Consider the following 23,516-nt stretch of genomic DNA (forward strand, 5'->3'; position numbering starts at 1 on the left):
TCATTCCTTTGGGAGATCGAGGAAGTGGCCGACTTTTGTGGCTGGAGCGGCAGCGTCGGTTGCGATCCCGCCATTGTGGGCGGCGTCGGCGGTTTTCACCTCCTCCACATTGCCCAGAAAATAATCGACATTGCTTGCCGGCAAGGTGCCGTCAGCCGGCGTCAGCGGCTTCTTCGATGGGTCCATCGGCTTAACGAGGTACGGCGTGACGATGATGACCAGGTCCGTTTCGCGCCGCTGATACGCTCTGGAACTGAACAGCGGGCCGAGTACCGGCAACTTGCCCAGACCTGGAACGCGCTGCTGAACCATGTCGTTCTCGCTTTGCAGCAAGCCCGCCATCATAAAACTCTGACCGCTTTTCAGATCGATCGACGTGTGCGCGCGCCGTACCACGAAACCCGGGATGGAGATATTGCCGATATTGTAGGAAGCCGATCTATCGATCGAGGAGACCTCCGGCTCGATGTCGAGAGCGATCAGGCCGTCGCTGAGCACGGTCGGTGTGAAGTCCAGACTGACGCCGAACTTTTTGTATTCGACTGAGATCTTGCCGTCCTCTTCCGAGACTGGGATCGGAAACTCGCCGCCCGCCAGGAAGCTCGCTTTTTCACCCGAGCGCGCAATTAGGTTCGGTTCGGCAAGACGTCGCGCGACACCGCGGTCTTCCAGAGCCTTGATGGCGACATCGATTGACACGCCGTTGGAGAGAAGGCCGCCGATGAGCTGTGCCGCGGGAGTCGCCTTAGAAACCGAAGGGGTGGAGTTGAACGAGACGCCGCCATTGCTGCCGATGTATGTCACGCCGATTTTGGTGCCGAGTTCCTGTCCCACCTGCCGGTTGATTTCGACGAAGCGCACATTCAGCTGAACCTGCTGCGACGAGGAAATATTGACCGAGTTGATGACCGTTTCTTCGCCCGAAAAATTGGTGGCGATCCGAGTCGCCTTATCAACCGCCAACGCATCTTCGGCTGAGCCAGACAGAACAAGCCGGCCATTCGCCGAGCTAACCTTTATGTTGGCCCCCGGCACGCTGTCGCGGATGGTGCTGGCCAAACGGTCGGTGTCGAGCGTCACCTCGATGTCCATCGTACCGACCAGTTTCTTGTTTTCGTCGAAGAGAGCGATGCCCGTGGTGCCGAGATTACTGCCGAGCAGGTAGAAGGAGCGGTCCGTCAGCGGCTTGACGTTGGCGATCTCTGGATCGCCGATGACGATCTCGTAGAACGGCACATCGGTCTTGATCGTTCTGGGCTTTCCCCTGGCGAGCTTGATCGACATGTTTTTGGTCGAGGTAATGTAAACCACGCCGTTGCCGGCCTCAGCGTTTCCAACGCCAACCAGAAAGTGTCCCGCCGCAAACGAGATCGCCAGCAAGGCTATTCCGGCAGCATGCGCGCCGCTCCGACACAAATTGCCCACCCACCCAAACATTGCCTGTCCCCAAAAATCCGGCACCCCTGCCGGTGTCGTGTCACTTGTCCGGCGCAACAACCTGATAGGATTGCGGGTTGGTGCCGCGCGTCACGATCACGGTCTTGAATTTTTGCGCTTCCGGCCCCTCTGCGGCGATTGCCTCGATGACTGCGCCCGCAGCATCCGACGCGCCGGCCGCCACCGAGCCGCCGAATGAAGAGATGGTCGTCAAACCGTCTGTCGAACCACCGCCTTCGCTTGAGGCGCGCAGCGACAGCGACAGCGTGCCCACCGTGCGGGCCAGCGCCACCTTCTGCGCGCCCTCGGCATTGACCTCGATGGTCACAGAATTAGCGATCTGCGGACTGATCTGCCGCTCGTCGGCGCCCTGGCCGACGGTCAGCACCTTGGCGCTCTCGACCACGATCTCGCTGGTCAGCGTCGAACCGGCCGCGCCTTCGGCATTTTTCGCGACTTCGGTGATGGCGCCGGCGTCGCGCGTCAGCACCACGTCGACATGGTCGCCGGGCATAACGAAGCCGCCGACGCCGGCTATTTCGTCGGTGCGGATTGTCACCGCCCGCATGCCGGGCGAAAGCAGGTTCGACAGCGTCGCGCGCCCATTGGGACCCGACAGTTTTGCAAGCAAAAGCGGCTCGTTGATCTCGAGGGGTGAAAGCACGACACGACTTCCCTCGGCCAAAGCTTCGTTGATCGTCGTGAAGGCGCCCTGCGGAAGCGAATCCTGCGGCCACGGAATTTCCGCCAGTTGCGTCCGCTCTAGCGCCATGCCGAAGCGCAGCGGCGCCCTGGCGACGACGATCGTCTGAAACTGCATCGCCGGCGCGGGTGTCGGAACTGCGAGCGAAATACCTCCGGCACGAGCGTTTGCTTCGCTCTTAATCCAGAGATCGGCGGCAAAGATCGAGGCCGCGCCGAACACCGCGGCGATGCCGATCATTGTAATGGCTTTGCCCTTCACGCCCGATACCTCAAAATGCACCCTTCTTGTCTTGTCTTTGGCCGGACGCTACCGGGCGATTCTGAACAATTAGAAACTTCGCTTATTCGAATTGGAGCTATCGTTGCGTCTGGTTACCGAACCCTTGGACCTTTTTCCGCAATTTGAGTGAGCGCCATTTACTTTTGGGTCGAAATTCACTTGGCTTCGACGTTTCCGGCACGCCGTCACGTTGTTGGTTACCCCACACGGTCAATGCGGCCAGGAGCAATCGACAGTTTTCAGGAACGAGTTCATCAGGCCTCTGTGAAATGCTTCGCCATCTAATCTGCGATGGCGTCGCTACCGTGAGCGCCCGGGTCCCCGTTCCGGTGATCGGCCTCGTCAAGACCTAGCGCGCCGGCACCGGCGTCTACATCACGGCCGGTGGCAGGACTTTCTGGCGTTTTATCTTGGCGTGCAGAGCTGTTTCGACTACACGGAACATGCAGTTGGATATCTGGGCTGACCCATGGCGAAACCGATCTTGTACAGTGATGGTGACAAGTTGGAACGTACGCTTTCCGTCGCCATATTCTTAATTGTATTTACGTGTGCGATTGTCATCTTGTTTTTCAACATTGATTCTATTAGAATGGAAATATCGTATTCAAAATTGTTTTCTGACGAGACAAGACTGACGATAGCATCGGACCCTTTTCTGGCTGTACTAGGATTCTTTTCACTATTCTCTGTTTCCGTGCTTTCGATGGTAATGATTTTGCTTTTAATTTGGCGCTGCTCTACGAAAGTTGCCCACGTCGTGTCTGAAGTATTCCGCGACGACCGTCCTTAACTCGATGACCTTAGATAGAGCCGGCCTCCAAGACTTTGGATGTCGCAGCGCGATCGGCCCCAACGTTTCAGAGAATCGCGTCTGTGGCGCGCATGGATCACTGCGACGCTGCCGGCGACAGTCGCAATATTTTTCCCGCTGGCTCGTCGGTCAATGCCATGACCGCGCCGTCGGGAGCCTGCACCACGTCCCGGATACGCCTGCCGAGAGCGAGGACTTCCTCGCCGGCGACCTGCTTTCCGTCAATCCTGACACGAACGATGCCTTCCGCCGACAGTCCGCTAATCAGCAGGTCGCCCCGCCAATCGGCAAACATGTCGCCGGTGTAGAAGGTCATGCCGGAAGGCGAGATGACGGGCGTCCAGCTATGGATGGAGTCGGCAAACTCCGGCCTCGTCGACGGATCGGGGATGCGTTTGCCCGAATAGTGGCGGCCCCAGCTGACCACGGGCCAGCCGTAATTCCTGCCTGCTTCCGGAATGTTTAGCTCATCGCCGCCGAGCGGTCCCATTTCCGCCGTCCAGAGCACGCCGGTTTCGGGATGGAGCGCAGCACTTTGCACATTGCGATGGCCGTAGGACCAGATCTCGTCGGCGCCGTCCTTGCCGACGAAAGGATTGTCGTCAGGCACAGAACCATCGGGATTGATGCGGACGATCGTCCCGAGATGATTGTTCGGGTCCTGCGCCTGCCGCATCTTGAAGCGCTCGCCGAGCGTGACGAAGAGCTTGCCGTCCGGCGCGAATACCAGGCGGGAGCCGTAGTGGTTCCGGCCGGAGACGGCCGGTTCCTGCCGGAAGATCACTTCGAAGTTCGAGAGCGCGCTGCCGTTCTCGTCCAGGCGTCCACGGCCGACGGACGTGGCCGCGCCGCCGCCGCGTTCCTCCGAGTAGGAGAGATAAACCGTCCGGTTGTTGGCAAAGTCCGGATCGAGCGCCACATCCAGCAGGCCGCCTTGCCCGCCGGCGAGGACGTCCGGCACACCGTCGATCGGATCGGAAACGGCCCCGTCGGTCGAGACGAGCCGCAGGCGCCCCGGACGCTCGGTGACCAGCAACACGCCGTCGGGCAGGTAGGTCGCGCCCCAGGGATGTTCGAGCCCTTCGGCAAAGGTCTCGACCGCAATGCGGCCTGTTTCGCTCTCGATGCTGCTGTCCTGCGCGAGCGAGGGCGCACCGAGGGCAAGAAGAAAAGACGAAGCAATGAATATCCGCAGCATGATTTCTCCATCCGAACGGGGGGTATAGGGGAGGAGCCGCCGGCTCCCCGATATAATGACCGACTGCCGATGCGGTTCCAAGCTGGCGAGGCGCGCCTGGATTTTCGCCGTGACCGTGTCCTTGCCGACGGGACGAGCCCGGCGCATGTGACACCCTCAGCGCGCCTCTACAGAAAAAGAAGACAAATGAGCGCGAACTGAAAACTAATTGAGACACAACTGAAACACATCTACGCGCAGGCGACATGCACGCGAAACGCTTTGGGGCGATGGTTCACCCCAAGCCAGGAACGCAGGAGCGTCGCCGATGACACCCGACCAGATCAGACCTGTCCAGGACAGTTTTCGCGAGATCGTCCCGATCCGCGTGGCCGCCGCGGCGTTGTTCTATGAACGCCTGTTCGCGATCGACGCGGATCTTCGCGCGCTGTTTCCGGTCAGAGACATGACCAAGCAAGGCGCCAAGCTGATGGCGAGCTTGGGCTTCGTCGTGCACGGATTGGACCGTGCCGACACCATCCTCCCGACGGTGCGCGTGCTCGCCAGGCGTCACGTGGCCTACGGCGTCGAGGAGCGTCATTACCCGATCGTCGGGCAAGCGCTCATCGATACGCTGGCGGCCGGCCTCGGCACGGCTTTTACGCCGCCGGTCCGCGAGGCTTGGGAGGCAGCCTACGGTTTGCTCGCAAGTGTGATGATCGCGGCTGCCCGCGAGGATCAGCTCGCGGCGTGATTTTTTGGGATGCAGCCGCAGGCGACCATCCACCCGAACGACAATTCCAAATGGAGAGAAACACCATGCTCAGATACACAGCTCTTGCGGCGCTTTGCGCTGTGGCAAGTTCCGCTTCCGCCGGCGAACTCAAGGCCCGTCAGGGTGGGACCGTCGATCTCGGCAACTTTCACGGCGTCGTCTACTACACGGAGGCGGATGACGGCTACCGGGTGGTCACCACGATGGCGGCGGGCGAAGAAAGTTTGCCAGTACGCTTCGTCGCGACCCTTACCGAGGGCCAGGCGTTCGTGATCTCGGTCCCGGGCGCGTTGACAGGACCCGGCCAGGCACTCGAAATCTCGCGCGCCAAAGGCAAGCTGGTTGTCGCGGAGGTGGAGTCCACCCAGTAAACGGGTTGAAAGTTGACGTTGCGACGCAACCGGATAGTCTGCGCCTGCTTCCGCGCCTTCCACAGCGCGAAGAGACAATCGGCACCGCCATTGGGATGGCTATCGTCCTAACCTCGGAGAAACGAGATGCTCAAGGTGCAAAGTGCGGAAGTTCGATTTCGACTTTTTGAGTGTGGACAATTTTTCCTGATCCTGATGGGCGCTGGTCTACTTGCGTCGGCCGCTTTTGCCGATGTCGTCGAGCCAGCGACCCTCGCCGTCGCGGATTTCGAGTTCAGGGATACTTCAGGCGAAGTCAGGGACCAGACCGCCGAACACGAAGCGCGACTGAAGGCATTTGGCGTTGCGTTGCAGGATGGCCTTTCGGAGAAGATCAAGCTCGTCGCGTTACCCTGTCAGCCAGAACAGTGCACCATCAAGGACCCCGGCCTTGTCGCTCTCTCGAAACAGGCAAGAACAGCCAGCGCGAAATATCTCCTGATCGGTCAGATGCACAAGATGAGCACGCTGGTCGGCTGGGTGAAGTTTGCAGTGTTGGATTTGAGCAACAACAAACCTGTCTGCGATCGATACCTGACTTACCGGGGAGATACCGACGAAGCATGGCGACGAGCAGCAGAGTTCACGGCGCGCGACATCGAGAAGCACTGCATTCCGTAGGTATCGCGGAAGTCCGGCGACCGAAATGGATAGCCGACAGCAACGCAATGCAAATAGCTTCGGTGATCAGACCGGCAGGAATGCGATGCCGTCGCGTGTTCTAGTCACGCAAGCGGCACCAATATTTTCAGCGCGCGCCGTCGAGCATGTCGCCCCCTCTCGTGTTCAACGCCGCTTCGCGCACGCGCCTGATCCAGTCGGCGGCATCCTCCCGGCCCTTGAATTGCGGCGTCAGGCGGCCTTCTTCTTCGCCAGCCTCGCCTTGATGCTGGCGACGTCGGCGCGCGGCGTCGCCGCAAACAGCGTCTTGGTGTAGCTGTGCTTGGGGTCGGCAAAGACCTCGTCGCGCGAACCATATTCGACGGCCTCGCCGTAATACATGACCATCACGTCGTCGGCGATGTAGCGCACCACCGACAGGTCGTGGCTGATGAAGACATAGGTCAGCTTGAACTCGTCCTGCAGGTCGGCAAGCAGGTTGAGCACCTGCGCCTGCACCGACAGATCGAGCGCAGAGACCGGCTCGTCGAGCACCAACAGGCTCGGATTGAGCATCAGTGCGCGGGCAATGGCGATCCGCTGGCGCTGGCCGCCCGAGAACATGTGCGGGTAACGGTTGTAGTGCTCGGGTCCGAGGCCGACCTTCTTTAGCATCTTCATGGCGAGATCGCGCCGTTCGTCGGCCGGCGTGTCGGTGTTGATGAGCAGCGGCTCGCCCAGCACGTCGCCGATCTTCTGGCGCGGATTGAGCGAACCGTAGGGGTTCTGGAAGACGATCTGCACCTTGCGGCGCATCTCCTTCGTCAGCCCATCCCTGGCGATGTCGACCTTGTTGCCGTCGATGAAGAGCTCGCCTGCTGTCGCGGGATCGATCAGGGTGATGATACGTGCGAGCGTTGACTTGCCGCAGCCGCTTTCGCCGACGATGGCCAGTGTCTTGCCCTTGTCGACGCTGAACGAGACGCCCTTGACCGCGTGCACCGTGCGCGAGGGACGAAACAGGCCGCCGCCGACATGATAGTCGCGCACGATGTTCTTGCCTTCGAGAACCGTTACGCTCATGGCGCGGCTCCCGTTGCCGGCCCGCTTCCCGCAGCAGACGGAGCCGGTTCGAACAGCATGTCGGAAATGGTCGGCAGCCGGTCGCCGACGGCGTTTTCCGGCAGCGCCGACAGCAGCGCGCGCGTGTAGTTGCTCTTCGGCTGCTCGAACAGCGACAGAACGTCGGCCTCCTCCATCTTGCGGCCCTTGTACTGGACGATGACGCGGTCGGCGGTCTCCGCCACGACGCCCATATTGTGGGTGATCATGATTAGCCCCATGCCGTATTTGGCCTGCAGGCCAACCAAAAGATCGAGGATCTGCTTCTGGATGGTGACGTCGAGCGCGGTGGTCGGCTCGTCGGCGATCAGCAGCTTCGGATTGCAGGCGATGGCGATGGCAATCATGACGCGCTGGCACTGGCCGCCCGACATCTGATGCGGGAACGAGTTCAGCCGCTCTTCCGGATCGGCGATGCCGACCAGCTTCATCAGCTCGATGGCGCGGGCCCGGCGCTGGGCGCGGTCCATGCCCATATGGAAGCGCAGCACCTCCTCGATCTGGAAGCCGGCGGTGAAGCATGGATTGAGGCTGGCGATCGGCTCCTGGAAGATCATCGAGATGTCCTTGCCGACGATCTTGCGGCGCTCGGAGGGACTGAGCTCAAGCAGGTCGACGCCGTCGAAGGCCATGCGGTCGGCCTTCACTGTCGCCGTGTTCGGCAAAAGCCCCATCACCGCCAGCATCGCCACCGATTTGCCGGAACCGGATTCGCCGACGATCGCCAGCACCTCGCGCGGCTCGATCGACAGGTCGATGCCTTGCACCGCCATGAACGGTCCGGCGGCGGTATCGAAGGACACGGTAAGGTTCTTGATTTCGAGAAGAGGCATGGTCACGACCTCTTCAGCTTGGGATCGAAGGCATCGCGCAGCCCATCGCCGATCAGGTTGATCGCAAGCACCGTGATCAGGATGGCAAGGCCGGGGAAGGTCACCACCCATGGCGCGCGCAGGATGAACTCGCGTGCCGTGGCCAGCATCGTGCCCCATTCCGGCGTTGGCGGCTGCGCGCCGACGCCAAGGAAGCCGAGAGCCGCGGCCTCGAGAATGGCGTTGGAGAAGGACAGCGTCGCCTGCACGATCAGCGGCGCCATGCAGTTCGGCAAGATCGTCTTCACCATCAGCCTGAGATGACTAGCACCGGCCACCTTGGCGGAGATCACATATTCGCGGTTCTTTTCGGCCATCACCGCCGCGCGTGTGAGCCGCGCGAAATGCGGCTGCAGCACCAGCGCAATCGCCAGCATGGCGTTGAACAGGCCGGGTCCGAGAATCGCCACCAGCACCAGGGCAAGGAGCAGCGACGGGAAGGCCAGAATGACGTCCATGATGCGCATGATCAGCGTATCGACCCAGCCGCGGAAATAGCCGGCGAGCACGCCTAAGATAATGCCGCTGGTCAGCGAGAAAACCACGACGACCAGTCCGATGAACAGCGAGAACCGCGCCCCGAAAATCAGCCGCGAAAGCATGTCGCGGCCGACTGCGTCGGTGCCGAGCAGGAACATCGACCTGCCGCCCTCCTGCCAGGCCGGGGGCGTCAGCAGCGCATCGCGAAACTGTTCGTCAGGCGAATGCGGCGCGACCAGCGGCGCGAAAATCGCCACCAGCACCAGCGCCGAGAACACGACCAGACCGATGACGGCGCCGGTGTTCATCGAGAAGTAATGCCAGAACTCGGTGAATGCGCGTTGCCGGCCGCCGGTCGGAATGGCAGCGGCGGTGGCTTCTGCCGTGGTTTGGTCGGTCATCTCACTGCACCCGGATACGTGGGTTGATGACGGCGTAGAGCACGTCGACGATCAGGTTCACCGCCATGACGATCAGTGCTATGATCAGCAAGCCGCTCTGGACGACGACATAGTCGCGCTTGGCGATCGCGTCGATCATCCACTTGCCGATACCGGGCCAGGAAAAGATCGTTTCGGTCAGGATGGCGCCCGCCATCAGCGTGCCGACCTGGAGGCCGATGGTGGTAACGACGGGGATCAGCGCATTGCGAAAAGCGTGAAGCCCGATGACACGGCGCGGCGCCAGGCCCTTGGCGCGCGCGGTGCGGACATAGTCCTCACCCAGAACCTCCAACATCGCCGACCGCGTCTGGCGCGCTATGACGGCAAGCGGAATCGTCGCCAGCACGATCGCCGGCAGGATCAGGTGACTGGCGGCGGACCTGAACGCGCCGCTCTTGCCGGAGATCAGGCTGTCGATCAGCATGAACCCCGTCGTCGGCCTGAAGAAATATTGAAGGCCGATGCGGCCGGAGACCGGGGTCCAGCCGAGATAGCCGGAGAAGAAGATGATGAGCAGCAGCCCCCACCAGAAGATCGGCATCGAATAGCCGGTCAGCGCCACACCCATCGTCGCCTGATCGAACCATGATCCGCGCTTGACCGCGGCGAAGATGCCGGCGGGAATGCCGATGAGCACGGCGATGATCAGCGCGATCGTCGCCAATTCCAGCGTGGCCGGAAACAATGCCTGGAACTCACCGAGCACAGGCCGTTTGGTGGCGAGCGATATGCCGAAGTCGCCGGTCAGGACTCTGCCGATATACTCGAGATACTGGACGACATAAGGCCGGTTGTAGCCAAACCGCTCGATAAGCTCCGCGTAGCGTTCCGGGCTGACGCCGCGCTCGCCGGCCAGGGCCAGGATCGGGTCGCCCGGCAGAAGCCGGACGAAAGCGAACGCCGCCAGCGATATGCCGAACACGGTCGGGATGATCAAGGCGAGCTTGTGGAGGAGATAACGGAGCATCTTACTTCATAGAACGGCGGCGCCGGAAGTCCAGCGCCGCCGTCCAATCTCTCAGGGGTTATTCGGTGACGTCGACGCCGTCAAACCGATGAATGCCGAGCGGATCCATGACGAAGCCCGAAACCTTCTTGTTCATCGGCATGAAGACCTTGGAATGGGCGATGGTCAGCCACGGGGCCTCACGCTTGAACACGACCTGAGCTTCCTCGTAGATCTTGGTGCGCTCGGCGACGTCGGTGGTCGCCTTGCCCTTCTGCAGCAGAGCTTCGAACTCCTGGTTGCACCAGATCGCATAGTTGGACTGGCCGATGGCATCGCAGCCGAGCAGGAACAGGAAGTTGTCCGGATCGCCATTGTCGCCGGTCCAGCCGAGCTGGAAGGCGCCGTCACGATCCTTCTGCTTGCCGCGTTCGCGGTACTCGGTCCATTCGTAGCTGACGATCTCGGCCTTCACGCCGATCTTGGCATAGTCGGCCTGGATCAGTTCCGCGACCCTTTTGGCGTTCGGATTGTACGGGCGGCTGACCGGCATTGCCCAGATCTTCATCGACAGGTCCGTGACGCCGGCGTCGGCCAGCATCTTTTTGGCCGCGTCCGGATCGTACGGATCGTCCTTGATGTCCTTGTTGTAGGACCACATCGTCGGTGGGATCGGGTTTATGGCCGCCTGGCCAGCGCCCTGATAGACCGCATCGAGAATGGCCTGCTTGTTGACGGCCATGTTGAGGGCCTTGCGGACCTCGACTTTGTCGAAGGGCGCCTGCGTCGTGTTGTAGGCCATGTAGCCGATGTTCAGGCCTTCCTGCTCGTCGACCTTGAGGTTTGGGTCAGCCTGCAGGCCGGCGATGTCGGCCGGCGCCGGGTACGACATGATATCGCACTCGCCTGCCTTCAGCTTCTGCGCGCGCACGGCCGGATCGGTCGTGATGGCGAAGATCAGATCGTCGATCTTCTGGCGGCCGCCATAGTAGCCGTCCCATGCCGCATAGCGGATGACCGCATCGACCTGGTAGTCGACGAACTGGAACGGACCGGTGCCGATCGGCTTCTGGGTGAATTGCTGCCTGGTGCCGGCCTTGTCGAGCTGATCGGCATATTCCTTGGAGACGATCGAAGCGAAATCCATGCCGAGGTCCGGCAGGAAAGCGACTTCAGGCTTGTTCAGCACGAATTTCACCGTCAGGTCGTCGACCTTGACGATTTCCTTGAGAAGATCCGGGAAGCCCATGCCGGCAAAATATTCCCAGCCGGTGCCTGCCAGATAATCGAACCACGGGTTTTCCTTCTTCCACTGGCGTTCGAAGGAGAAGATCACGTCGTCGGCGTTGAGATCGCGCGTCGGCGTGAAGTAGTCCGTGGTCTGGAACTTCACACCCGGCCGAAGCTTGAACGTGTATTCGAGACCGTCGTCGGAAACCGTCCAGCTCTCGGCGAGGCCAGGCTTGATGGTGGTCTTGCCGTGTTCGAACTCGACCAGGCGCGAATAGATGGTGCGCGACGACGCGTCGAAGTCGTTGCCACCGCTCCACGGCGATGGGTCGAAGCCGGCCGGCGACGCCTCCGAGCAGTAGACCAGTTGTTTCGCATTGGCCATGCCGCCGAGGACGCTTGCGGCAAGCAACGCGGCCGCAAAAGTCAGTTTCTTTTTCATGGAGGACTCCCTGATGTTCTTCCAAGCCCCTCTATCAGGCTCGCGAAGCGCGCATATAAGCACCGTTTTTCCGGCTTTGGAACACCCCGCTTGCCTACCCCATGGGAAGCAGAATTTATTTCTGCGCACTCGCCAAAAAGGAGAAGGAAATGTCAATTACTGCCTATCACGGTATTGTTAACGACTGCATTTTTTTATTGATCTTCAACCCGGCGTTGGTGAGGAACTGCGACCTTCGGCTGGTCGTTGGCGCGGAAGATTTTCTTCCCGTCTTGCCGCAGGGGCAGACTTGCACGGCTGCCGATAGTCGCAATACATAGTTGGCAGGCTGGATTTCCTGGATGCCGGCAGCAGCGAGGACGTCTCTGGCATTCGGAGGCAACGCGGCGGGCAAGCAGAGACAATAAGAACAACCGAGGGAGGGACAGGTGGCAAAAGCACCAAGGACGACGGCCCCAGCGAAAGCGAAGGCCAAAACTGCCGCAAAACCGGCCAGCTCCGACAAGCCAAAGGCGCCGACGGCCAACGCCGTTGCCAAGCCGAAAGCGGCCCCGACAACGGCTTCATCGGCGTCGAAGCCGGGCCCGGCCACGAGATTGCCGAAAGCGGTTGCGCCGGAAAAGCCTTGGCTCAAGAGCTATCCGAAGGTCGTTCCGGCCGAGATCGGCGCCCTGCCCTTCGGCTCCATCGGCGATCTGCTCGCCGACGCCTGCAAGCAGTATGCCAGCCGGCCTGCCTTCACCTGCATGGGCAAGACCATCACCTATGCGGAAGTCGAGCGGCAATCGGCCGCCTTCGGCGCCTATCTGCAGTCGACGGGACTGCAGAAGGGCGCACGCGTGGCGCTGATGATGCCGAACGTGCTGCAATATCCGGTGGCGATGATGGCAGTGCTGCGCGCCGGCTATATTGTGGTCAACATCAACCCGCTCTACACGCCGCGCGAGTTGGAACATCAGCTCAAGGATTCAGGTGCGCAAGCCATCGTCATTCTCGAGAATTTCGCCAACACCTTGCAGGCGGTGATCGCCAAGACGGCGATCAAGCATATCGTGGTCGCGGCGATGGGCGACATGCTTGGCGGCCTAAAGGGGACGATCGTCAATCTCGTCGTGCGCCGCGTGAAGAAGATGGTGCCGGCCTGGTCGCTGCCGGGCCATGTCAAGTTCAACGCCGCGTTGAAAGCAGGCACCGGCATGAATTTCAAGCCGGTGAAGGTCGCTGCCGACGATGTCGCCTTCCTGCAATATACCGGCGGCACCACCGGCATCTCGAAGGGCGCGGTGCTGCTGCACAGCAACGTGCTGGCCAACGTCGCGCAGAACGCGCTCTGGATCGAGGACGCCTTCACGGTCAAGCCGAAACCGGCGCATCTCAACTTCATCTGCGCGCTGCCGCTCTATCATATCTTCGCGCTGACGGTGAACGCGCTGATGGGCATGCAACTCGGTGGCCAGAACATACTCATTCCCAATCCGCGCGACATTCCCGGCTTCGTCAAGCAACTCGGCAAATACCCGATCCACATCTTTCCAGGCCTCAACACGCTGTTCAACGCGCTGCTCAACAATGAGGATTTCCGCAAGCTCGATTTCAAGCCGCTGATCCTGACGCTGGCCGGCGGCATGGCGGTGCACAAGGGCGTCGCCGAGCGCTGGAAGGCGCTGACCGGCTGCCCGGTCACCGAGGGTTACGGGCTTTCGGAAACTTCGCCGGTGGCCACCGCCAACACATTCAGCAATGGCAACTTCACCGGCACGATCGGCCTGCCGCTGCCCTCGACCGAGATCGCCATCCGCGACGACGACGGCAAAGATTTGCCGCTCGGCGAAGTCGGCGAGATCTGCATCCGCGGACCGCAGGTGATGGCCGGCTACTGGAACCGGCCGGATGAGACCGCCAAGGTGATGACCAAGGATGGTTTCTTCAAATCAGGCGACATGGGCTTCATGGACGAGCGCGGCTACATCAAGATCGTCGACCGCAAGAAGGACATGATCCTTGTGTCCGGCTTCAACGTCTATCCGAACGAACTCGAGGAAGTGGTGGCCCTGCATCCGGGCGTGCTCGAAGTGGCGGCGATCGGCGTGCCGGACGAGCATTCAGGCGAAGTGCCGAAGCTGTTCGTCGTCAAGAAGGACCCGTTGCTGACCGCTGAGGTGCTGACCGTCTATTGCCGCGAGAACCTGACCGGCTACAAGCGGCCAAAATACATCGAGTTTCGGACCGAACTGCCGAAAACGCCGGTGGGCAAGATCCTGCGGCGGGCGTTACGGGGATAGGGATAATTTTGCGCGATTGCCTTACTGCCGACGACGCGGCGGACGCGCTTTTCCGTCCCGATCCGCTGACATTCATCAAGGCGAACATGCGTATCGCCCCTGTTCCCGAGCTTCCCGAAATCCGGCTTTATGCAGCCCATCCAGCGAGCGGTTTGTGGCGGCTCACGCATCAAGAAGGACAAGCAGCCGAGCCGGAAGAAGAAGGAACCGAAGCCGACGGGTACGGGCCCGAGCCGCAGCCACCTTACTGGGCCTATGCCTGGGCCGGCGGCGCGGTGCTTGCCCGCTACATCCTCGATCGGCCGGAGACCGTGGCCGGGCTTCGCGTGCTCGACCTCGGCGCCGGGTCAGGCCTCGTCGGCATCGCCGCGGCAAAGGCCGGCGCCAGCCAAGTGATCGCGTCCGAGATCGACCGCAACGGCATCGTCGCGCTCGGTCTCAATGCGGTGGCGAACGGTGTTGCGATCACGGTGGTCGGCGAGGATATCACCGCTGGTTCGCCGCCGCCGGTGGATGTCGTGGTGGCCGGCGACTTGTTTTACGGGCAAGATCTCGCCGACCGGGTCATCCCCTTCCTCGATCGCTGCCTGGCCGCCGGCATCAATGTGCTGATCGGCGACCCGGGCCGGGCCTACCTGCCCCGCTCGCGGCTTCGCCTACTGGCCGAATACCAGGTGCCGGATGTCGGCGAAGTCGGGGACGCTGCAATGAAGCCGAGCGGTGTCTTCTCGTTCGAGCCGGAGCAGCCCTGCGAGTTCAGGTCGTCTCCTTGACTCTTGCCGAAAGAAAATCGGGCAGGTCGGCAACCGAATCCAGAATAACGTCGGCAATCTGCGACAGCGATTCCCGCGTGCCGGTGCCGGAGAGCACGCCGATCGCCAGACCGCAGCCGCCGGCCCGCGCCATCTCCAGATCGTGGCGATTGTCGCCGACCATGGCGATCGCGGCCGGCCTCAGGCCGGTCAGGTCCGAGAAGGCAAGGATCGTATCCGGCGCCGGTTTCGGATTGGCCACCGCGTCGTAACCATAGGCGGCGTCGAACAGCTGCGCGACACCCAGCGTCAGCAATGTCTTTTCCGCGCCAGTGGTCGAATCGTTGGTGGCGACGCCGAGCCGGTAGGATTTCCTGTGAAGAACGCCAAGCGTCTCGACGATGCCCGGCAGCGCCACCGCCATCGACGAGCCCTGCACCGACGTGATCTCGTTGAAGCGAGCGACGGCAAGCATCTGGTCTTCGTCGGACAGTCGCGGAAACCAAAGCTCGACGACATCCATGTTGGTGCCGGAGGCAAAGATGGAATCGGGCTTGAAGCGTTTGGTGGCGAAATCGTAGCCCGCCGCGGCAAGCAGCCTGTCGGCCTTCCAGCGGTCGCCCTCCGACGCATCCATCGCCATGAAATCGGCAACGCCGAGCCATGTCGCATTGAAGTCGACAAGCGTGCCGTCCTTGTCGAACAATATTCCCTTGATCTCGGCCAAGCCGCTTACTCCGCTCCGCGCAATCGGTGGATGTGTCCCACCAGTCCGGCGGTCGAAGCGTCCCGCTTTGCGGCATTCTCCTTGCCCTCCACGACAGGCAGCAGGCCGGTCGCCAGTTCCTTGCCGAGCTCGACGCCCCACTGGTCGAAGGAATTGATGTTGAAGAGCGTGCCTTCGACGAAGACGCGGTGCTCATAGAGCGCGATCAGCCGTCCGAACGTATGCGGATCGAGTTGTCTGTAGAGGATCGTCACTGAGGGCCGGTTGCCGGAGAAGACGCGGTGCGGAGCGATCCTGTCGACTTCGGCGGGCGCCATGCCCTTTGCCAGCATCTGCGCGCGCGCTTCCTCCAGCGTGCGGCCCTTCATGAAGGCCTCCGACTGCGCCAGGCAGTTGGCGAGCAGCAAATCGTGATGATGCTTGAGATCCGGCTCATGGCCGATGGCCGCGGCGAGGAATTCGACCGGGATGAAATCGGTGCCCTGGTGCAGCAGCTGGAAGAAGGCGTGCTGGCCATTGGTGCCGGGCTCGCCCCAGACCAGCGGGCCGGTCGGCGTCGTCACAGCGCCGCCGTCGAGGGTGACGCTCTTGCCGTTCGATTCCATGTCGAGCTGCTGCAGATAGGCCGGCAGCCTGGACAGGCGCTGATCATAGGGAATGACGGCGCGGGCGGGGTATTGGCAGATCACCCGATGCCACCAGCCGATCAGTCCCATCAGCGCCGGCAGGTTCCTGGCCAGCGGCGCCGTCTGGAAATGTTCGTCCATCGCGTGCGCGCCATCGAGAAAGGCGCGAAAATTCTTCGGGCCGACGGCGATCATCACCGGCAGGCCGATCGCGCCCCACACCGAATAGCGTCCGCCGACCCAGTCCCAGAAACCGAAGACGCGATCGGACGCGATGCCGAATTTGGCCACCAGGTCCAGCGCCGTCGAGACGGCGGCGAAATGCTTGCCGACCGCTTCCTTGCCCAGCGCCTTCTGCACCCATTCGCGCGCCGTCTCGGCATTGGTCATCGTCTCGATGGTGGTGAAGGTCTTCGAGGCGACGATGAACAGCGTGGTTTCGGCGGAAAGGCCCTTCAGCGTGTCGTGGATATGGGCGCCGTCGATGTTGGACACGTAATGCGTGCGCGGCCCGTCGTGATAGGGCGCCAGCGCCAGCGTCGCCATGGCCGGGCCAAGGTCGGACCCGCCGATGCCGATGTTGACGATGTCGGTGATCTTCTTGCCGGTGGCGCCGGCGGCCTTGCCGGAGCGAATGGCATCGGCGAAGGCGCCCATCGCATCGAGCACGGCGACAACCTCCGCCTTCACGTCCTGGCCGTCGAGCACGATGCCCTTGCCGTTCAGGTTGCGCAGGGCGGTGTGCAGCACGGCGCGGCCTTCGGTGACGTTGATCCTCTTGCCCGAGAACATCGCGGCGCGCCGGCCTTCGAGATCGGCGGCTCCCGCCAGCTGCTCCAGCAGATCCATCGTCTGCGCATCGACCGCGCATTTCGACCAGTCGAGCAGCAGGTCGCCGTCGGTGGCGGAGAATTTTTCGAAGCGCTGCGGATCAGCAGCGAAAGCCTCGCGCATGCTGCCCGATTTTGCCGCACGGTGATCGCGCAGGGCGTCGAGCTGTTTTTGAAAGGACGATTGATCCACTGCCTCACTCCAAGCCTTGAGATGCCAACATAACAGACCGGATGTTTCCGGCGCGTGTCGTCGCGTCCAAACTATCTAGCCGAAATCCACTGGTTTCAATGCGCAGAGATGACGCACTGCGTCACGCCGCGATGACGCGTTGCGTCACGCGGGGGATGGATCACTGGCGTAAATCCCAGTGATCAGAAAAATTGATTGGCGCAACAGCTTGTGCCACCGGTACATTCGACTGGTCCAGCCAAGTGAAAAAAGCTGGCCATCGAGGAACATCTTCCATGCCACAGCGAAACGACACGGCCATATGGTCCGGCCTGTTCCGGATTTCGGCGGAATCCGGCCAGACCCTGCAGGCGCAGATCCGTCAAGCGATCGTCGCCGCCATCCTCGACCGGCAAATCGCCGCCTCGATGCCGCTTCCGTCCTGCCGGATCCTGGCCGAGAAACTCGGCGTGGCGCGCGGCACCGTGGTGCTGGCCTTCCAGCAGCTCGTCGACCAGGGTTTCCTGGTGGCGCGCGAACGGCGCGGCCATTTCGTCAATCCCGACGTGCTGGCGACGCCGGCCAAACCGCATCAGAAGGCGCCCGACCAGGCCAACGAGATCGACTGGAAGGCGCGTCGACAGATCGCGGCCAGTGACATGCCGCCGCCGGCCAAGCACGACAACTGGATCAAGTCGTCCTACCCCTTCGTCTATGGCCAGTTCGATCCGGCGCTGTTCCCGACCGCCGAGTGGCGCGAGTGCAACCGCATGGCGCTCGCCGTGCTCGAGATCCGCAACTGGGCGTCCGACATGGTCGACCGCGACGATCCGCTGCTGATCGAGCAGATCCAGGCGCGGCTGTTGCCGCGGCGCGGCATCTTCGCCAATCCCGATGAGATCATCGTCACGCTCGGCGCGCAGAACGCGCTCTACATGCTGGCGACGCTGCTGATGACCAAGGGCTCCAAGGTGGCCATGGAAGACCCCGGCTATCCCGACGCACGCTCGATCTTCCGGCTGGCGGGTGCCGACGTCGCACCGGTTCCGGTCGACCATTCTGGCATTGTAACCACTTCTATTCCCAACGATTCCGGCTTCGTCTTCGTGACGCCCAGCCACCATTGCCCGACCATGGTGCCGCTGTCGGCGGAGCGCCGGCAGGATTTGCTGGCGCGCGCCAATCGCCACAACCAGATCATTATCGAGGACGGCTATGACAGCCAGCTTCTGGACGAGGCGCCGCAGCAGGCGCTGAAGAGCCTCGACCGTTCCGGCCGCGTCATCTATGTCGGCTCGATGTCGAAGACGCTGGCTCCGGGTCTGCGGCTCGGCTACATCGTCGCCTCGGCCGGGCTGATCTCCGAGCTTCGCGCGCTGCGCCGCTTCATGCTGCGTCATCCGCCGGCCAACAACCAGCGCGCGGTCGCGCTGTTCCTGTCGCTTGGCCATCACGAGGCGCTAGTGCGGCGGCTGTCGAGCGCCTTCGACGAACGGCGCAAGCGTCTGATCCATGCGATTTCCGCCTTCCTGCCGGAGTGGCGCTCGACCGATTCCGCCGGTGGCGCGTCGCTCTGGCTCGAAGGGCCGCGCGGCACCGATTCGCGCGGGCTAGCCGAGGCCGCCGCCTCGCGCAGCGTCATCATCGAGCCCGGCGACCGCTTCTTCGACCGCACCGAAAAGCCGTCACGCTTCATGCGGCTGGGCATCTCCTCGATCGCGCTGCAGCACATCGAGCCCGGCATCCGCGAACTGGCGACGGCGGCCGGGCGCAGGCCGGCGGCGGCTTGATGCCTCGGCCGGGCCGCGACCGGCCACGGTTCTTTAGCGCCCTGGCATATGCGACGGGGCCGTCTGGCTCATAGGCTGTGCCAATGCCGGCGGCATAGTTCGAGGCATAAGGGGACGAAGCGGGCCGATGGTGGACCAACCACCTGGTGGACCAACCACCGCCGCCCGCTTCGCAGCTAAAGGTGGAGTGCCTCCCATGTCAGTGGCTGTTGAGAAGCCGGATACGCCCTCGGACCAACGTTCGCGGCGTTCCGGCGGGCGCGAAGCGCGTCGCGCCATGCGGGCGGCGCCACTTGCCGACGATATCAAGCCGGTGCGCGCCGGCCTCGAAGGCGGAAGCTACGGGCCGCTCAGCGAAAACGACCGCGAGCGCATTCACGAAGCGGTGCTGACGCTGCTTGAAACGGTCGGCTTCGCCAATGCCATCCCATCCTGCATCGAAGTGCTGACCGAGGCCGGCGCCACGCTCAGCGAGGACGGCCGCATCCGGTTTCCGCGCGCGCTCGTCCTCGACACCATCAAGAAAGCGGCACGGCATTTCACGCTGCATGGCCAGGATCCCAAGCACGACATGCTGATCCAGGGCAAGCGCGTGCATTACGGCACGGCGGGTGCCGCGGTGCATCTGGTCGATGTCGAGAAGCGCTGTTATCGCGAGTCGCTGCTGCAGGACATCTATGATGCGGCCCGCATCGTCGAAGGGCTCGACAACATCCATTTCTTCCAGCGGCCGATGGTGCCGCGCGACATTCCCGATCCGCTCGACATGGATTTCAACACGCTTTACGCCTGCGTGATGGGCACGTCGAAGCATGTCGGCACGTCCTTCACGGTGCGCGAGAACGTCAAGCCGGCTCTCGACATGCTCTATGCGATCGCCGGCGGCGAAGAGAATTTTCGCGCGCGGCCTTTCGTCTCCAATTCGAACTGTTTTGTCGTGCCGCCGATGAAATTCGCCGAGGACGCCTGCGGCGTACTCGAGGCCTGCGTGGAAGGCGGCATTCCAATCCTATTGCTGTCGGCCGGCCAGGCGGGCGCCACGGCGCCGGCAGCGATTGCCGGTGCGGTGGTGCAAGCGGTGGCCGAGGTGCTCGCCGGCCTCGTCTACGTCAACGCCATCAAACCCGGGCATCCGGCGATCTTCGGCACCTGGCCGTTCGTCTCGGATCTCAGGACCGGCGCCATGTCCGGCGGCTCGGCCGAGCAAGCGGTGCTGACCGCTGCCTGCGCCCAGATGGCGCAATTCTACGACCTGCCGGGCGGTTCGGCCGCCGGCATGACGGATTCGAAACTGCCCGATATTCAGTCCGGTTACGAAAAAGGCATCACCGATGTGATGGCCGGCCTTGCCGGCCTCAACCTTGTCTACGAATCGGCCGGCATGCACGCCTCGCTGCTCGGCTTCTGCCTGGAGAGCCTGATCATCGACAACGACATGCTCGGCCATTGCCTGCGCTGCGTGCGCGGCATTGAGGTGACCGATGAGTCGCTGTCGATAGACACCATCGCCGACGTTTGCCTGAAGGGCCCGGGTCACTATCTCGGCAACGAGCAGACGCTGCGGCTGATGCAGACAGAATATTTCTACCCGGCGGTCGGCGACCGCTTTTCGCCGAAGGAGTGGAACGAGAAAGGCAGGCCCGACATCTTGCAGCGGGCGATCATCGAGAAGAAACGCATCCTCGCCGAGCGCTTCCCGCGCCACGTGCCGAAGCCGCTCGACGACAAGTTGCGCGCTCGCTTCGGCAATCTTATCCATCTGCCGCGCAGCGGCATGGGCGGCTGAAGACGCTACTCGTCAAAACGGTTAGTCGACGCCCAACCCGTAGCGCTCGACGACCTCGCCACTGATCAGCTTGGCATGCAGCGTCATCAGTATGATTTGCGCATCGAAGCTGTCGCCGGCCTCAAGTGCCGCCTCGATCCGGCGCTCCGCATCCAGCCTATGTTGAAGGCCGTTGGATTGCTCGAATACTTCCGGCCCGGCAACACAATAGCCAAGCAGCTGCGCCACCGGTGGATAGGCTTCTGGTGGCGGCTCGTCAGGCCAGTGATCCTTCATCAGATTGACGATGGTGAGCTTTGCTCCTTCCGGGACAAGGGCGGGATGAAGGTCGACGCCGCGTAACGCGGCGTCGAGTTGCCTGAGGTCGCCTGAACGGCCGAACATTCCGAGGAAGCCTAGGGAGGAGCGCCGTTTCGCCATGATGTTCCTATCCGAATGCCCGAAACCGCAGCGAAGCGCCGGCCGCACGCAGCCGCTAACCGCTTGCTGCCAGCAACAAAACGCCAGCGAGGGCCGATCCTGCCAGCGTCGGTAGCATGCCGATCTTCAGCTTCAGGATAGCGATCATGGCAGCACACGACAGCAGCGCCGCACCCCAGTCGATCGATGAAAACACCGGCACGTCCATCCCAAGACCGATGTTGCGCACCTCGCCGAAGATCACGTGCAAGCCGAACCACAGAGCGAGATTCATGATGACGCCGACGACAGCGGCGGTGATCGCGCCCAACGCCGCCGACAGCGCCTTGTTGCCGCGCAGGGATTCGATATAGGGCGCGCCGAGGAATATCCAGAAGAAGCAAGGTGTGAACGTGGCCCACAGCGTGAGCATCGCCCCAAGCGATCCGGCAAGCAGCGGGCTCAACGATCCGGATTGGCGGAACGCGGCAAGAAAGCCGACGAACTGCAGGACGAGAATGAGCGGGCCCGGCGTGGTTTCGGCAAGTCCGAGGCCATCGACCATCTCACCGGGTGCGAGCCAGCCGAAGGACTCGACCGCTGCCTGCGCGACATAGGCAAGGACTGCGTAGGCGCCGCCGAAGGTGACGACCGCCATGACGCTGAAGAACCCACCAATCTGCGTCCACACACTAGCAGACCCGGTAAAAGCCCAGATCAGAAGCATCGGCCCGAGCCAGATCGGCAGCCAGATCGCAACAGTGCGCGGCGCATGCCATCGCGTCGGCCTGGTGTGAGCCAGTTCGCCGCGCTCGAACATCAGGTCGACCGCGCCCTTGATGTCGGGAACCGCGTCTTTGCCGTGCGCCGCGCCGGAAAAAAGGGCCGGCGCAATACGGTTTCCGATCCAGCCTGTCAGGCCGGCAAGCAGGATGATGAGCGGAAACGGCAGGTTCAATGCGTAGATGGCAATGAAGGCGGCGAGCGCGATCGAAACCATGACCCGGTTCTTCAGGGCCCGTCGTCCGATCCGGATCATCGCCTCGACCACGATGGCGAGCACGGCCGCCTTTACCCCGAAAAACAGCGCCTCGACGAGGGGAGCGTCGCCATACAGCGCATAGAGGATGCTCAAGGTGAGCATCACAAGCGCGCCCGGCGCGACGAACAGGACACCGGCGACCAGGCCGCCGATCGTCCGGTGCAGCAGCCAGCCGATATAGATGGCGAGTTGCTGGGCTTCAGGGCCGGGCAGCAGCATGCAGTAGTTCAACGCATGCAGGAAACGTTGCTCGCCGATCCAACGCCGTTCCTCGACCAATTCCCTGTGCATGAGCGCGATCTGGCCGGCCGGCCCGCCGAAGCTGAGCAGGCCGATTTTCGCCCAGAGTTTTACGCCTTCACGAAAGGATGGCGCAGCCGGCGCTTCGACGGTCTCGCCCGTTTTTTCCGAAGCCCCCGTTTTGTCAGAAGCCGGGGCGCTCATGATGGCTTGCCTGGCCAGTTGTGCGTCTCCTCGGTGGCGTCGCGGCACCATCGGTAAAACGCATCGTAGAGCAGCATGCCCGCCTCCATCTGTTCCAGATCGTCGCGAAACATCCGCGACAGGCCAAGCGAGGCGGCCAAGAATCCGGCTGCCTGGGGAACCAGGTCGAGGCTTGCAGTATCGGCTGCGCGCACGATCATGGCCAGGCGGTCGAGCGCCTCGGATTCGAGCCCGAACTCTTCGATCATCGTGTCGAAGGTGCAGCGTTCACCCCGGTGAGTCCAGAACACATTGTCGATGTCGAAAGGCACGGCCTGAAAGCGAGCCGCAGTGGCCGACACTTCGGCCGCCTCGACAAAGAGGAAGACCGCGCTCGGATCGATGAAGCGCCTGATCAGCCAGGGGCAGGCGATGCGATCGACCTTCGGGCGGGTCCGCGTCACCCACACGGTGCGGCCTTTTTCATCGCGGGGTGGCATCTTGCCGGCGTGAACCAGAAGCCCCTTGGCATCGCGCCAGGCTTCGAACCCGCCTTCCAGGGATTCGGCGGCAATGCCCTCATACCGCAGCCATGCGGCCACGCCTTGCGAGAGCTTTTGTCCTCTTTGGCAGACGACCGCCACTCGGCTGCCGGCGAATTCGGATGCCCAGGTCGGGACGGTTTTGAAATCACGCCGGCTTGAGGCCGGCAGCAGGCGCGGATCCGCGTTGTAGTCCTCTTCGGTGCGAACATCGATGATCACGGGCGCACCCGGCAGACCAATCAGACGGGAAAGTTGCGATACGGTGATAGCCGTTGTCGACGGCATGGCGTCCACCTCCTTGAGAGAGAAGCTTGGACGCGAACGTTGGGCTGACGCCTCACGGGGTCGTCGCGATGCACCCCTTGCCATGATCGTGGATTTGTCGCGCCCGCTTGTCAAGCGCCATGCC

Annotated in this window: 21 protein-coding genes; 7 read left to right on the plus strand and 14 right to left on the minus strand. The window is 62.4% G+C overall.

Annotated elements, in window-relative coordinates; all coding sequences use genetic code 11:
- The 3 genes from CIT26_RS17090 to CIT26_RS17105 form a co-directional block, all read right to left on the minus strand.
- Nucleotides 1-1,437 (minus strand): type II and III secretion system protein family protein, encoded by a 1,437-nt coding sequence (locus CIT26_RS17090; RefSeq protein WP_095493655.1) that lies wholly within the window; start codon nt 1,435-1,437, stop codon nt 1-3.
- A gap of 40 nt (nt 1,438-1,477) precedes the next feature.
- Nucleotides 1,478-2,401, minus strand: a complete 924-nt coding sequence (gene cpaB / locus CIT26_RS17095; protein WP_245319454.1) for a Flp pilus assembly protein CpaB — start codon at nt 2,399-2,401, stop codon at nt 1,478-1,480.
- Between the two features lie 911 nt (nt 2,402-3,312).
- The gene (locus tag CIT26_RS17105) at nt 3,313-4,434 is read right to left on the minus strand and encodes a PQQ-dependent sugar dehydrogenase (RefSeq protein WP_095493658.1); all 1,122 of its coding nucleotides are present in this window, start codon (nt 4,432-4,434) and stop codon (nt 3,313-3,315) included.
- Nucleotides 4,435-4,741: 307 nt separating this feature from the next.
- On the opposite strand from CIT26_RS17105, the gene CIT26_RS17110 reads away from it, so the two are divergent.
- From CIT26_RS17110 to CIT26_RS17120, 3 genes are all read left to right on the plus strand, one after another.
- On the plus strand, nt 4,742-5,167 hold the full coding sequence (locus tag CIT26_RS17110) for a globin family protein (RefSeq protein WP_095493659.1): 426 nt from the start codon (nt 4,742-4,744) through the stop codon (nt 5,165-5,167).
- Nucleotides 5,168-5,232: 65 nt separating this feature from the next.
- On the plus strand, nt 5,233-5,559 hold the full coding sequence (locus CIT26_RS17115) for a hypothetical protein (RefSeq protein WP_095493660.1): 327 nt from the start codon (nt 5,233-5,235) through the stop codon (nt 5,557-5,559).
- Nucleotides 5,560-5,685: 126 nt separating this feature from the next.
- Nucleotides 5,686-6,219 carry a DUF2380 domain-containing protein gene (locus tag CIT26_RS17120; protein ID WP_095493661.1) on the plus strand — a complete coding sequence of 178 codons (534 nt, stop codon included), beginning with the start codon at nt 5,686-5,688 and terminating at the stop codon, nt 6,217-6,219.
- A 231-nt stretch (nt 6,220-6,450) separates the two neighbouring features.
- Here CIT26_RS17120 and CIT26_RS17125 read toward each other — a convergent pair whose 3' ends face one another.
- The 6 genes from CIT26_RS17125 to CIT26_RS37665 form a co-directional block, all read right to left on the minus strand.
- Nucleotides 6,451-7,281 carry a dipeptide ABC transporter ATP-binding protein gene (locus CIT26_RS17125; protein WP_095493662.1) on the minus strand — a complete coding sequence of 277 codons (831 nt, stop codon included), beginning with the start codon at nt 7,279-7,281 and terminating at the stop codon, nt 6,451-6,453.
- Nucleotides 7,278-8,153: an ABC transporter ATP-binding protein gene (locus CIT26_RS17130; RefSeq protein WP_095493663.1), complete on the minus strand. Its 876-nt coding sequence runs from the start codon at nt 8,151-8,153 to the stop codon at nt 7,278-7,280. The genes CIT26_RS17125 and CIT26_RS17130 overlap by 4 nt, the downstream gene beginning before the upstream one ends.
- A gap of 2 nt (nt 8,154-8,155) precedes the next feature.
- Nucleotides 8,156-9,073, minus strand: a complete 918-nt coding sequence (locus tag CIT26_RS17135) for an ABC transporter permease subunit (RefSeq protein WP_095493664.1) — start codon at nt 9,071-9,073, stop codon at nt 8,156-8,158.
- Nucleotide 9,074: 1 nt separating this feature from the next.
- Nucleotides 9,075-10,082, minus strand: a complete 1,008-nt coding sequence (locus CIT26_RS17140) for an ABC transporter permease subunit (protein ID WP_095493665.1) — start codon at nt 10,080-10,082, stop codon at nt 9,075-9,077.
- Nucleotides 10,083-10,140: 58 nt separating this feature from the next.
- Nucleotides 10,141-11,733 carry an ABC transporter substrate-binding protein gene (locus tag CIT26_RS17145; RefSeq protein WP_095493666.1) on the minus strand — a complete coding sequence of 531 codons (1,593 nt, stop codon included), beginning with the start codon at nt 11,731-11,733 and terminating at the stop codon, nt 10,141-10,143.
- A 166-nt stretch (nt 11,734-11,899) separates the two neighbouring features.
- Nucleotides 11,900-12,367 (minus strand): hypothetical protein, encoded by a 468-nt coding sequence (locus CIT26_RS37665; protein WP_245319455.1) that lies wholly within the window; start codon nt 12,365-12,367, stop codon nt 11,900-11,902.
- On the opposite strand from CIT26_RS37665, the gene CIT26_RS17155 reads away from it, so the two are divergent.
- Nucleotides 12,330-14,015 (plus strand): long-chain fatty acid--CoA ligase, encoded by a 1,686-nt coding sequence (locus CIT26_RS17155; protein ID WP_245319456.1) that lies wholly within the window; start codon nt 12,330-12,332, stop codon nt 14,013-14,015. The genes CIT26_RS37665 and CIT26_RS17155 overlap by 38 nt on opposite strands.
- Nucleotides 14,016-14,023: 8 nt before the next feature.
- Complete coding sequence (locus CIT26_RS17160) at nt 14,024-14,788, plus strand: class I SAM-dependent methyltransferase (RefSeq protein ID WP_425350352.1); 765 nt, start codon at nt 14,024-14,026, stop codon at nt 14,786-14,788.
- Here the strand turns inward: CIT26_RS17160 and CIT26_RS17165 are convergent.
- Complete coding sequence (locus CIT26_RS17165) at nt 14,772-15,494, minus strand: HAD family hydrolase (RefSeq protein ID WP_095493669.1); 723 nt, start codon at nt 15,492-15,494, stop codon at nt 14,772-14,774. The genes CIT26_RS17160 and CIT26_RS17165 overlap by 17 nt on opposite strands.
- 5 nt (nt 15,495-15,499) lie before the next feature.
- On the minus strand, nt 15,500-17,143 hold the full coding sequence (pgi, locus tag CIT26_RS17170; RefSeq protein WP_095493670.1) for a glucose-6-phosphate isomerase: 1,644 nt from the start codon (nt 17,141-17,143) through the stop codon (nt 15,500-15,502).
- Between the two features lie 275 nt (nt 17,144-17,418).
- Between pgi and pdxR the strand changes: the two genes are divergently transcribed.
- Both pdxR and CIT26_RS17180 read left to right on the plus strand, forming a co-directional pair.
- Complete coding sequence (gene pdxR / locus CIT26_RS17175; RefSeq protein WP_095493671.1) at nt 17,419-18,912, plus strand: MocR-like pyridoxine biosynthesis transcription factor PdxR; 1,494 nt, start codon at nt 17,419-17,421, stop codon at nt 18,910-18,912.
- 196 nt (nt 18,913-19,108) lie between these two features.
- Complete coding sequence (locus CIT26_RS17180; RefSeq protein ID WP_095493672.1) at nt 19,109-20,698, plus strand: trimethylamine methyltransferase family protein; 1,590 nt, start codon at nt 19,109-19,111, stop codon at nt 20,696-20,698.
- Nucleotides 20,699-20,719: 21 nt separating this feature from the next.
- On the opposite strand, the gene CIT26_RS17185 is transcribed toward CIT26_RS17180, so the two are convergent.
- From CIT26_RS17185 to CIT26_RS17195, 3 genes are read right to left on the minus strand one after another with little or no spacing between them, the layout of a single operon-like run.
- On the minus strand, nt 20,720-21,118 hold the full coding sequence (locus CIT26_RS17185; protein ID WP_095493673.1) for a hypothetical protein: 399 nt from the start codon (nt 21,116-21,118) through the stop codon (nt 20,720-20,722).
- A 55-nt stretch (nt 21,119-21,173) separates the two neighbouring features.
- The gene (gene chrA, locus CIT26_RS17190) at nt 21,174-22,583 is read right to left on the minus strand and encodes a chromate efflux transporter (protein ID WP_095493674.1); all 1,410 of its coding nucleotides are present in this window, start codon (nt 22,581-22,583) and stop codon (nt 21,174-21,176) included.
- Complete coding sequence (locus CIT26_RS17195; protein ID WP_095493675.1) at nt 22,580-23,392, minus strand: chromate resistance protein ChrB domain-containing protein; 813 nt, start codon at nt 23,390-23,392, stop codon at nt 22,580-22,582. The genes chrA and CIT26_RS17195 overlap by 4 nt, the downstream gene beginning before the upstream one ends.
- Nucleotides 23,393-23,516: the final 124 nt, after the last annotated feature.

The organism is Mesorhizobium temperatum, from assembly GCF_002284575.1.
Classification (GTDB): domain Bacteria; phylum Pseudomonadota; class Alphaproteobacteria; order Rhizobiales; family Rhizobiaceae; genus Mesorhizobium; species Mesorhizobium temperatum.